At 58.3% G+C, this 10,591-nt stretch carries 9 protein-coding genes and 2 pseudogenes; 8 read left to right on the top strand and 3 right to left on the bottom strand.

The window, feature by feature from the left end; translation table 11 throughout:
* Nucleotides 1-135: 135 nt before the first annotated feature.
* Nucleotides 136-756, top strand: a pseudogene (locus ABIE58_RS19430) (IS3 family transposase); the annotation flags it as partial.
* A gap of 304 nt (nt 757-1,060) precedes the next feature.
* Here the strand turns inward: ABIE58_RS19430 and ABIE58_RS20385 are convergent.
* From ABIE58_RS20385 to ABIE58_RS19415, 3 genes are read right to left on the bottom strand one after another with little or no spacing between them, the layout of a single operon-like run.
* Nucleotides 1,061-1,330: a hypothetical protein gene (locus tag ABIE58_RS20385; RefSeq protein WP_502950124.1), complete on the bottom strand. Its 270-nt coding sequence runs from the start codon at nt 1,328-1,330 to the stop codon at nt 1,061-1,063.
* Between the two features lie 24 nt (nt 1,331-1,354).
* Nucleotides 1,355-2,521 (bottom strand): iron-containing alcohol dehydrogenase, encoded by a 1,167-nt coding sequence (locus ABIE58_RS19420; protein ID WP_354546288.1) that lies wholly within the window; start codon nt 2,519-2,521, stop codon nt 1,355-1,357.
* Nucleotides 2,522-2,542: 21 nt separating this feature from the next.
* Nucleotides 2,543-4,153, bottom strand: a complete 1,611-nt coding sequence (locus ABIE58_RS19415) for an AMP-binding protein (RefSeq protein WP_354546287.1) — start codon at nt 4,151-4,153, stop codon at nt 2,543-2,545.
* 147 nt (nt 4,154-4,300) lie between these two features.
* On the opposite strand from ABIE58_RS19415, the gene ABIE58_RS19410 reads away from it, so the two are divergent.
* The 7 genes and pseudogenes from ABIE58_RS19410 to ABIE58_RS19380 all read left to right on the top strand — a co-directional run.
* The gene (locus ABIE58_RS19410; RefSeq protein WP_354546286.1) at nt 4,301-5,032 is read left to right on the top strand and encodes an enoyl-CoA hydratase/isomerase family protein; all 732 of its coding nucleotides are present in this window, start codon (nt 4,301-4,303) and stop codon (nt 5,030-5,032) included.
* An 80-nt stretch (nt 5,033-5,112) separates the two neighbouring features.
* Nucleotides 5,113-6,333, top strand: a complete 1,221-nt coding sequence (locus ABIE58_RS19405; RefSeq protein WP_354546285.1) for an ABC transporter substrate-binding protein — start codon at nt 5,113-5,115, stop codon at nt 6,331-6,333.
* Between the two features lie 8 nt (nt 6,334-6,341).
* Nucleotides 6,342-7,136: an ABC transporter ATP-binding protein gene (locus ABIE58_RS19400; protein ID WP_354546284.1), complete on the top strand. Its 795-nt coding sequence runs from the start codon at nt 6,342-6,344 to the stop codon at nt 7,134-7,136.
* Complete coding sequence (locus ABIE58_RS19395; protein WP_354546283.1) at nt 7,129-7,863, top strand: ABC transporter ATP-binding protein; 735 nt, start codon at nt 7,129-7,131, stop codon at nt 7,861-7,863. Before ABIE58_RS19400 ends, ABIE58_RS19395 begins: the two co-directional genes overlap by 8 nt.
* Nucleotides 7,864-7,866: 3 nt before the next feature.
* Complete coding sequence (locus ABIE58_RS19390; RefSeq protein WP_354546282.1) at nt 7,867-8,754, top strand: branched-chain amino acid ABC transporter permease; 888 nt, start codon at nt 7,867-7,869, stop codon at nt 8,752-8,754.
* 1 nt (nt 8,755) lies between these two features.
* Entirely contained in the window at nt 8,756-9,718 is a 963-nt protein-coding gene (locus tag ABIE58_RS19385; RefSeq protein WP_354546281.1) for a branched-chain amino acid ABC transporter permease, read from the top strand.
* Nucleotides 9,715-10,089: pseudogene (locus ABIE58_RS19380) on the top strand (thioesterase family protein); the annotation flags it as partial. The gene ABIE58_RS19385 and the pseudogene ABIE58_RS19380, both read left to right, overlap by 4 nt.
* Nucleotides 10,090-10,591: the final 502 nt, after the last annotated feature.

The raw sequence follows: 10,591 nt of genomic DNA, 5'->3' as shown, positions 1-10,591 counted from the left end.
GGCAGGGGCACAAGTGCGACCGTCGTCACGCTGCAAGCGTGCCTCTGGCACGACGTGTGCGCCGCTTGATGCGTCTGATGCGCGTTCGTCGGGAACACAGTCCCCCGGACTGTTTTCTAACCCTCCTCACTGCCGATCTACCAGGAGCCCAACACCAGCAAGAAGCACCCGGCGCACAAGATCTATCCCTACCTGCTGAAAGGGCTGGCGATTACCCGGCCCGACCAGGTCTGGTGCGCTGATATCACCTATATCCGCATGGAGCGCGGGTTCCTGTATCCGGTGGCCATCATGGATTGCCACAGCCGCAAGGTGTTCGATGGGCTTACGCGGCCCCACCGGGACCACGGTCCCATCTCACCCTGGCGGCTGTCGAATACGCTCGAGGCGGACTTCTGTGTCGCGGCCCTGAAAGAGGCGCTGGCCGAATGCGGCCCGCCGGAGATTTTCAACACCGATCAGGGATCGCAGTTCACCAGCGGCGACTGGACCTGCGAGCTGAAGGCGGCCAAGGTGCAGATATCGATGGATGGCAAGGGCCGCTGGATCGACAACCGCATGATCGAGCGCCTGTGGCGGTCGCTGAAATACGAATCCGTTTACCTGCGCGCCTTCGAAACCGGGTCACAAGCACGGGAGGGGATTGGCCAATGGCTGGCCTATTACAACGCCGAGAGGCCCCATTCGACCCATGGCATCTTGACCCCCGACGAGGTCCAAGCCAGCAAAACCGAACCCGCGAGAATGGCAGCCTGATGTGAAACCCTGATCCACCTTAACCGGGCTGCACTCTGGTCGAAAAAGCAGGACCACCTCTCTCTTCTTCGTCATTGTGACGCGCCTCGGTAGGGGGGACATCGCGTTTGCAGTGAGGCATATGAGCGGTTGGAACGACGATGCCGACAAAATGACGGCATGGTGGCCACGCTGGTTTTGGACATGTCGCGATGGCAGTGTCAAGTTTCGCGTAGCCCAATGAGCCCGGATAATTCATGACGCTTGTGTCATTGGATTTGGGAGCATGTTTTGGGCGAGCGAGCCATGGTAAGCGCGCGCGTGATTACGCCTGGGTTTTCACGACGGACGGCGGTGTTATCTGCGGCCTTTCCGGTTGATGTTCCGGGGTTCCATCAAGCGGCGCGAGCCAGGTCATGCCGTTGTCCAGCCAGATCAGCAGCGAGCCGCGCTTGCGCAACGAAGCAGTATAGCTGGCCCAGTTCGTCCTGCGGTAGCGGGCGAATGATATCTTGCTCTCGCCGCTGGTATAACCACATGGATTCACGACATGAATCCTCTGTGGCCGGAGTTCTACAACAACGTCGATGGGCATCGACCAAGTAACCTGGCGATGCCATCAGAATGCTTCGCGGTAGAGCGCTAGGGCGTCTTCTTCGGTCACCTCGACCGGGTTGTTGACAAGAAGGCGGCTTTGCAGCATCGAGTCGCGCGCCAGTGTAGGCAGGCTGTCTTCGGGCACCGCGCAATCGCGCAGCCGTCGGGGCGCGCCGCTGCGGGTCATCAGGTCGTCCATGAACGCCACGAATGCCGCCGCACGTGCCTCCTCACCGCCGACGCCTCGTTCCAGAACCACATCGGCGAGTTCAGCATAAAGCGGAGCCGCTGCCATCATGTTGAAGCGCAACACCGGCCCCAGCATCAGCGCGTTGGACAGCCCATGGGGCAGGTGGAAATGTCCGCCCAGCGGATAGGCCAGCGCATGAACTGCGGCCACCGGGCTGTTGGAGAATGCCTTGCCTGCCAGGGCCGCGCCCAGAAGCATTGCCTCACGCGCTGGACGGTTCGCGCCATCGGTGCAGGCGGTGACCAGATGCGTGGCCAGCAGGCGCAACGCCTCGCGCGCAAAGAGATCGGACAGTGGATTCTTGTGGTGGCGGCTGGTAAAGGCCTCGATCGCGTGGACCATTGCGTCAATGCCGGTAGCGGCTGTCTGCTCGGGTGGCAAGCCAAGCGTCAGCGCGCCATCCAGTAGAACCCGATCGGCATAAAGCTGGGGTGCGACGATGCCCATCTTGGTTTTTTCACCCGTTGTCAGGATGGTGATATTCGTCATTTCCGAGCCGGTGCCAGCGGTTGTAGGCACCTGCGCCAGCGGGACCCGGACGCCATTGATGTTGCCGATCCCATACATGGACGAGAGCCGCTGATCGTTTTGCAATAGCACCGCAACAAGCTTGGCGATATCCATTGACGAGCCACCCCCCAGCCCCAGCACGATATCGCATCCCGCTGTGCGCGCCTGCTCTACCGCCAGCATCAGCACCGCTTCGGGCGGGTCGGCGACCACGGCATCAAAGACCGTGACGGTAAAACCCTCGGCTTTCAGAGAGGTTTTGGCGGGCTCCAGAAGGCCGGTATCGTGCAAGAATCGGTCTGTCACGACAAGCAGGTTTCGCTGGGCGAACCACTCGGCCATCAATGCGCCAAGCCGGGCGGCACCGCCCCATTCCACCAGTAGCGATGCCGGGCCGTCGAAGAAAAAGGGCTTGAGCGTTTCTTGCATGGGTCTCTCCTTGCTCGGGATTCAGGCACGCTGCGCCGATGAAGGCGCGCGCTCGAAGGTGTCGTCGGTAACGCCCGTAGTTCTCAGATGATGCTTCTGAACCTTGCCGGATGCTGTCTTGGGCAGCTCTTGCAGAACACGTAGGTATCGCGGAACCATGAAGGCGGGCAGGATCTCCGACAGGCGAAGCAGAACAGAGCGTGGGTCGACCGTATGTCCCTCTGTAGGGCTTACAACGATCAGCACTTCGTCTTCGGAAAACTCGCTGGGAACCGCGACCGCAGCGCATTCGCGTATCTCAGGCAGGTTGAGCACTTCTGATTCCAGAGCGAATGACGAGATATTCTCACCGCGTCTGCGAATAACGTCTTTTAGACGATCAACGAAATAGAAGGTGCCGTCAGTGTCGCGGCGGAAGCTGTCGCCTGTGTGAAACCAACCATTGCGCATAGACTCCGCGGTGGCCTGCGGGTTGTTGTAATAGCCTTTCATCAGCGCCCACGGGCGGTGTGAACGGATCACCAGCTCGCCCACTTCACCATCCGGCACAGGTATGTCATTGGCATCAACAATTCGCAGCTCACACCACGGACGCGGCTTGCCGGTGATGCCCTTGGTTGTGATGCCGGGCCCGGCGTGCAAAGGGCTGGCGATCTCGGTCATGTTGTAGATGGTCCACGCCTCAACCCCGAAGCGTTCAGAAAAAAGGGGGCCGTCTTCGCCGAAGGGCGTAATGAAAACTCGGCGCAGAGGATGATCGCGATCATCTGATGCCTGGGGTTGCTTGAGCAGAAAGCTGGCCATCACGCCGAGCAGCAAGCAGAAGGTCGCACCGGTTTCGCGAACGGCGGGCCAGAAATCGCTGGTCCTGAAACTGCGCATCATCGATATCGACAAACCGCGCGCCAGCATTGCATAGACAAAGAGGGTCGACCCACAATGAAAGATCGGCCCGCAGATCAGGCAGCGATCATCGGCCCTGACACCGTCGAAAGCATCGGGTCCCATTGTATAAAGCTGGGTATAGCTGCTCACCACACCTTTGGCATTGCCGGTCGTGCCAGAGGTATACATGATTGCCTGCGTGTCCCACGGCTCAATGGGGCTGGCAAGTAAAAGCGCGTCGCTATCTTCTTCGCCGGCGTCAATGAGCGGTTCGATTACGTAGCCGGGGATCTTCTCCACGCTCCCCTGCACGGTGAGAACCTTTTCGACGGTGCCTCGGTCAACCTCTGCCAGAAGTGGGGCCATTGCGGCATCTGCGATCAGCACCTTCGCATCCGCATCGCGCAGCATATGAGCAAGAACCGACCCGCGTGCGCCGGTATTAATAGGAACATAGACTGCGCCCAAGTAATTGATCGCGAACCAGCTGAACAGCAGGTCCGGCCCGTTGTCCATCAAGCACAGAACATGGTCTCCTCGTTTGACACCCGCACGGATAAGAGCCGTGGCGCGCAAGCGAACGCGGGTCCGGGTTTGTTCATAGCTCCAGCTATCTCCGGGCCAGAACTGGACAAACGGTTCCTCGGGCCGGGATTGGGCATGTGCATCCAGAAGATAGCGCAGCACAGCTTTTTCGCGGTCGAGGGCAAGGTCAAGCTTTCGAACAAGACTTTGTGGGTGGGGCATTACTGCTTCTCCTGAGGGTGACGGACCCGACGCACGATAGGTGACGCATGGAAAATTACTATTGCCAGCACTTGCGTCAATGTGCAACATACTCGGTAGTATGTGTTTCTGCAATCAAGAAACGCCCCCTGCCAGCGAATCGAGAAAATGGACACTGTCTCTACATCCATAAAGGCGCGGGTCGCTACGGTGCGGTTTGACCGCAGCGGGAAGGCGAATGCGCTTGATTCGAGAATGATTGATGCGCTGGAAGCTGAGGCCCGTGCTCTGGCGCGCAACCCTGACATCGATGTTGTCGTCCTGACCGGCGCGGACGACGTTTTCGCGGCAGGCGTCGATCTGCGGGACGAGGGGTTGTGGCAGAATAGCGGCCTCGATGTTGCGCGACACCTTTCAATGAGCGCCGGCGGGCGGATGAGCGAGGCCTGGAGACGCATGCCTCAGATCGTCATCGCTGCTGTTGAGGGCCCGGCCATTGGCGGCGGCGCAATTCTGGCGCTCTGTGCCGATTTCCGGGTGATGGCGGAGAGCAGCTATCTGCGCTTCCCCGAAGTCCAGCTGGGTATGACGCTGGGATGGGGGGGGCTGCCTTTGCTTGCGGAAAGGATTGGCAGTGTTCAGGCCAAGAGGATTCTTTTTGACGATCCACGCATCAATGCGCTGGAGGCTCTGTCGATGGGGCTGTGTGAACGCGTGGCGGCGACGGGAGAGAGTGTGTCAGAAGCTACGGAATGGGCACACAATCTGTCCAAGATCCCCCCGCTGAGCCTGCGCATGACCAAGGCGGCCCTTGACGCGCAGATCCGCCGCAACTGGGCGGAGGGGGGGGAGGCAGATCAGTTCATGCTGGCTCGCCTGATCAGCGAGAGCAAATCGTGAACAGAGAAGTTCTCAGCGCGGAAGTTTAGAATCGCGCGGAGGAAGGGAGGTATCCCCAAGATGCCAAACAGGAGGAGAGAATGATCGTGAAAAAGATATCAATGCCGATGAAACTGGCTTTGCTGGCCTCGACACTGCTACTGGGTGCTGCGGGCGCGCAGGCAGAACCCTATCGGATAGGTGTTCTGACCGACATGTCAGGGATGAATTACGACCTTTCTGGTCAGGGATCTGTTGTTGCGGCGCAGATGGCTGTTGCAGATTTCGGTGGAGAGCTTCTTGGCCAGCCGATTGAAGTGGTGGTCGGCGATCATCAGAACAGCCCGGATGTGGGCTCTACGTTGGCGCGCCGCTGGGTGGATTCCAGTAACGTCGTGGCAGTTGTCGATGTTCCCACCTCATCGGTAGCGATGGCGGTTCAGGAAATCACCCGGCAGAGCGATACTGCCTTCCTCATCTCGACAGCAGGATCTTCGGCGTTGACAGCCGAGGCTTGCTCGCCCTCCACGGCTCAATGGACCTGGGACACTTACGCACTTGCCAACGGTACCGGCCGCGCGATGACGCAAGAAGGCTTTGACGCGTGGTATTTTATCACTGTTGATTACAACTTTGGCCATGCACTGGAAAACGACACTACCAAAGCCGTTACCGAAGCCGGTGGCAGCGTCGTCGGGCGGGTGTCACATCCGCGCGAAACCACTGATTTCTCTTCCTATTTGTTGCAGGCCCAGGCTTCCGGTGCGAATGTGATCGCCTTGGCCAACTCCTCGGGCGACACGATGACCGCGCTCAAGCAAGCTGACGAATTCGGAGTTACCCAAGGCGGGATGGCGATTGCCGGCATGCTGCTGTTTCTGACTGACGTGCATGGCGTGGGGCTTGATATCGCTCAGAACCTGACGCTTACGACGGCGTTCTACTGGGATATGGACGACCAGACCCGCGAATGGTCGGCGCGTTTCGCCGAACAGATGGACGGGCGGAAGCCGACGATGGTGCATGCCGGGGTCTATTCGTCGGTGCTGAACTTCCTGCGCGCAGCCCAAGAATCCGGTCAAGTGGAAAGCGGTTCAAGAGTAATGGAAACCATGCGCGGCATGGACATTGATGACTTCTTCAACCGTAACGCCTATTTGCGCGAAGATGGCCGCGTCGCTCACGACATGTATCTGGTGCGTGTCAAAACGCCCGAAGAATCGACCGGGCCGTGGGATTATTATGAAGTGCTTCGCACGATTCCGGGCGATGAGGCATTCTTGCCGATTGACCAAAGCGCCTGCCCGCTGGTCGGAAACTGATCCCGGTCATGGCCATCTCTGCCGCGCCAGCGCAAACTGCGCAGCACATGCCCCGTGCCGTTCTTTCGGCACGGGGACTGAGCAAGAAGTTCGGGAACTTCCAGGCTGTTCAGGATGTCGATATAGACATCCATCATGGCCGAGTTCATGCCTTGATCGGACCCAACGGCGCCGGCAAGAGCACAGTTTTCAACCTGTTGACCAAGTTTCATCAGCCATCGGGCGGGCAGATCCTGTTCGATGACACGGATATCACACGCCTTGACCCGGCGCGGGTGGCGCGGTTGGGAATTGCGCGATCATTCCAGATATCGGCCATTTTTGGGGATATGTCGCTGCTGGAAAATGTCTGCATCGCCTTGCAGCGCACAAAGGGACTTTCAACTCAGTTCTGGCGCCCTCTTGCCAGCCTGAATCGTCTTCGGCCACGGGCGCTTGATCTGCTTGACCAGGTTGGGTTGGCCCCAATGGCTGACCGGCGCGCTGCTGATCTGTCTTATGGACGCAAGCGGGCGCTTGAAATTGCCACTACGCTTGCTTTGGAACCTCGGGTTCTTTTGCTTGATGAACCACTTGCGGGGATGGGGCAGGAGGATGTCGAGGCGATGGCGGGTCTGATCGCCACCGTGGCGAAAGACTGCGCCGTGCTCATGGTCGAGCACAACATCAAGGTGGTGGCCGATATCGGCCAGGATATCACTGTATTGCAACGCGGACAGATCCTTGCGCGTGGCGATTATGTGCAAGTCAGCAACGATCCGCGCGTGCGTGAGGCCTATATGGGAGCCGAAGACGATGACTGAGAGTGCCACAGCCCGCGACAGCCGCGGTCCGGCACAGCTGAGCGTGCGAGGACTTGAAGCCTGGTATGGAGACAGTCAGGCTTTGTTCGGCGTTGATCTGGATGTGTTTCAGGGCGAGACCGTTACGCTTCTGGGACGTAATGGTGTTGGCAAATCGACCACCTTGCGTGCAGTGATGGGGCTGGTGCGCAAGCGCCGCGGCGCTATCGAGTTTGACCAACGGTCAATCATGCGGTTGCCCCTGCATCGTATAGCGCATGCCGGGATCGGTTATGTGCCCGAAGAGCGCGGAATCTTCGCCGAACTGAGCGTGGACGAAAACCTGATGCTACCGCCTGTGGTTGCCAAAGGTGGCATGTCGCTTGAGCAGATCTACACGCTTTTTCCAAACCTCGCTGAGCGTCGGCATAGTCCGGGCACCAAGCTGTCGGGCGGGGAACAACAGATGCTGGCGATTGCGCGCATATTGCGCACCGGTGTCCGGCTGATTCTGCTGGATGAGCCGACCGAAGGCTTGGCACCGGTCATCGTCGCACGGATCGCTGAAACACTGAAGGTGCTTCGATCGCATGGTCTGAGCGTGCTGATCGTCGAGCAGAATTTTCGCTTCGCGGCCCGGATCTCTGATTATTTCTATGTCATGGACCATGGCGTGATTATCGACAGTTTTCCTGCGCATGCACTTCCTGAACGGCGAGAAACGCTGAACCAGGCTTTGGGAGTTTAAGAGATGGCAACGATATTCGGGGTGCCCATTGTGGTGCTGATGGGGCAATTGCTGATCGGCTTGATCAACGGCTCTATCTATGCGCTGCTGTCTTTGGGGCTGGCGGTGATCTTCGGTTTGCTTCGTGTAGTCAACTTCGCGCATGGTGCCTTCTATATGCTTGGTGCCTTCGTTGCATGGATGCTGTTGCATTACGTCGGCATTGGCTACTGGTGGGCGCTGATACTGGTACCTGTCATCGTGGGTGTTGTGGGTGCCGTGATCGAGCGGTCGATGCTTCGGCGCCTTTATGAACTTGACCATCTCTACGGGCTTTTGTTCACTTTTGGCTTGGCTTTGTTGCTTGAAGGAACATTCCGTCATTTCTACGGATCTTCGGGCCAGCCCTATGCTACACCGGCAGCCTTCGAGGGGGTAATGAACCTCGGCTTCATGATCCTGCCCTACTATCGCGGCTGGGTGGTGGTTGCATCTCTGGTGATCTGTCTTGGAACCTGGCTGCTTATCGAGAAGACAAAAATGGGTTCGTATCTGCGCGCCGCGACCGAAAACGCTTCGCTCGTGCAGGCATTCGGGGTCAACGTGCCACTGTTGCTGATGTTGACCTATGCCTTTGGCTGCGCCCTTGCCGGCCTAGCCGGCGTGTTGACCGCGCCGATCTATCAGGTCAACCCGATGATGGGATCGAATCTGATCATCACGATCTTCGCGGTCGTCGTGATCGGCGGGATGGGTTCGATCCTGGGGGCAATTGCAACGGGTTATTTGCTGGGCATCATCGAAGGGCTGAGCAAAGTCTTCTATCCCGAAGCATCAAACATGGTGGTCTTCGTGATCATGGCGGTTGTGTTGCTGCTGCGCCCGGCCGGGCTGTTCGGAAAGGATACCTGATATGCAGGCAACCAAATCTTCTTCACCTGCGGGGCGCCGACTTGGCGCACAGGGGCTTCTGATACTGATCTTTGTAGCAGCGCTGGTTGTGCTGCCGTTCTGGGTTTATCCGATCTTTCTTATGAAGTTCCTGTGTTTTGCGCTCTTTGCGGCCGCATTTAATCTGCTGCTGGGCTATACAGGCCTCTTGTCATTCGGTCATGCAGCCTTCTTTGGTGGCGCGGCCTACATAACCGCGCATGCGTTGAAAGTGTGGCAACTGACGCCTGAACTGGCGTTGTTGGCGGGGGTTCTTGTGGCGGCGCTGCTTGGGCTGGGGATCGGCATTCTGGCGATCCGGCGTCAGGGGATCTACTTTGCCATGATCACGCTTGCCATGGCACAGATGGTCTACTTCTTCTCACTTCAGGCGCCCTTCACGCATGGCGAAGACGGAATTCAGGGTTTCAGCCGAGGGCATCTGTTCGGGCTGATCAATCTAGGTGACATGATGACCATGTATTTCTTTCTTCTGGCGATATTCCTTACGAGCCTGTTCGCCATCTGGCGCATCGTACATTCCCCCTTTGGGATGATCCTGCAGGCAATCCGCGACAACGAGCCTCGCGCAATCTCGCTCGGTTATTCGGTCCAGAGATACAAGCTTGGCGCTTTCGTCATGTCGGCAAGCTTCGCGGGGCTTGCCGGCGGGTTGAAGGCGCTGGTCTTTCAATTCGCCACGCTGGCAGACGTGTCGTGGCAGATGTCAGGTGAGGTCATCTTGATGGTGCTGCTGGGCGGGATCGGCACGATGGCCGGGCCAATCGTGGGGGCCGGGGTTCTGGTTGGTTTACAGAATGTTTTTGCAACCTCCGGTTTTCCCGTAACTATCATCCTTGGAGCGACATTTATGATCTGCGTTCTGTTGTTCCGGCGTGGCGTTGTCGGTGAGTTGCACAACCGGTTCAGAAAGCAGCAGCCATGAGCGCGTTCATCTGGCGCGGCAACGTGCAAAGCGGCTGGGTGGATTACAACGGCCATATGGGAGATTTCGCCTATGCCATCGCCTTCTCGCAGACCGTTACAGCCTTTATGGATGTGCTGGGTCTTGACGCGGCCTATCGCGCACAAACCGGTGCGACGCTTTATACGCTTGAGATGCGTATCGGCTACCAGAGGGAATGCCACGAAGGCGATAGCCTGGAGATACGCCTGCATATCCTTCAGGCGGATTCACGGCGCCTTCATCTCTATCTGGAAATGGTAGATGCTCGGGGTGCTGCCCTTGCCTGGAACGAGCAAGTGCTCATGCATGTATCACGCAGCGGGCCAAGACCTAAGGCCGCACCATTCCTGCCCCGGACGGCGCAACGCATCCGTGAACTTATGGCCTGCACGGCCCCATCGGAAACATCCCGCCAGCCGAGGCTGAACAGAACTTCTATGCACAGCGCGACATGCTCGATATGGTCGCGTGAAATGAAGCAAAAGGTCTCGGGTAAAACCGGGCCGATTCAAAACAACATCGACCCCGAAGCGTGACTCGCATGGGTCTTCCAGCACCTGCCTGATCACAAGATCAATCGCATCGACGAACTTGTGCGCCGGACCTGGCGCCCCAAAACAGCGTGAAACTGCGCCTCGACCAGACTGATGCCATCGAGGCCGGGCTGAATTACTTCCCGCTCGTCTCGTTCGTCCCACGCATCCGCACCCCGCCATTGCCCTGAGATATAGCTGAAAGTTGGTGATGGCCCCTGAGAGGCGGCATATCATGGCGGTGTTCACGCGCCGTCAATTCTCTGGAGAGAAAGGGATATGCCACATGACGAAGATTACCATCACGCCGCTGCCTGAT

Source organism: Roseovarius sp. MBR-78 (assembly GCF_040547535.1).
In the GTDB taxonomy this organism is placed as follows: Bacteria; Pseudomonadota; Alphaproteobacteria; order Rhodobacterales; family Rhodobacteraceae; genus Roseovarius.
The sequence above is the reverse complement of the archived record's forward strand: the minus strand, read 5'-3'. Positions and strand labels throughout refer to the sequence as shown.

Bases quoted from the DNA above. Each gene is read 5' to 3' on its own strand.
- ABIE58_RS20385 (WP_502950124.1), bottom strand. From the start codon at position 1,330: ATGCCCATCGACGTTGTTGTAGAACTCCGGCCACAGAGGATTCATGTC.
- ABIE58_RS19420 (WP_354546288.1), bottom strand. From the start codon at position 2,521: ATGCAAGAAACGCTCAAGCCCTTTTTCTTCGACGGCCCGGCATCGCTA.
- ABIE58_RS19415 (WP_354546287.1), bottom strand. From the start codon at position 4,153: ATGCCCCACCCACAAAGTCTTGTTCGAAAGCTTGACCTTGCCCTCGAC.
- ABIE58_RS19410 (WP_354546286.1), top strand. From the start codon at position 4,301: ATGGACACTGTCTCTACATCCATAAAGGCGCGGGTCGCTACGGTGCGG.
- ABIE58_RS19405 (WP_354546285.1), top strand. From the start codon at position 5,113: ATGATCGTGAAAAAGATATCAATGCCGATGAAACTGGCTTTGCTGGCC.
- ABIE58_RS19400 (WP_354546284.1), top strand. From the start codon at position 6,342: ATGGCCATCTCTGCCGCGCCAGCGCAAACTGCGCAGCACATGCCCCGT.
- ABIE58_RS19395 (WP_354546283.1), top strand. From the start codon at position 7,129: ATGACTGAGAGTGCCACAGCCCGCGACAGCCGCGGTCCGGCACAGCTG.
- ABIE58_RS19390 (WP_354546282.1), top strand. From the start codon at position 7,867: ATGGCAACGATATTCGGGGTGCCCATTGTGGTGCTGATGGGGCAATTG.
- ABIE58_RS19385 (WP_354546281.1), top strand. From the start codon at position 8,756: ATGCAGGCAACCAAATCTTCTTCACCTGCGGGGCGCCGACTTGGCGCA.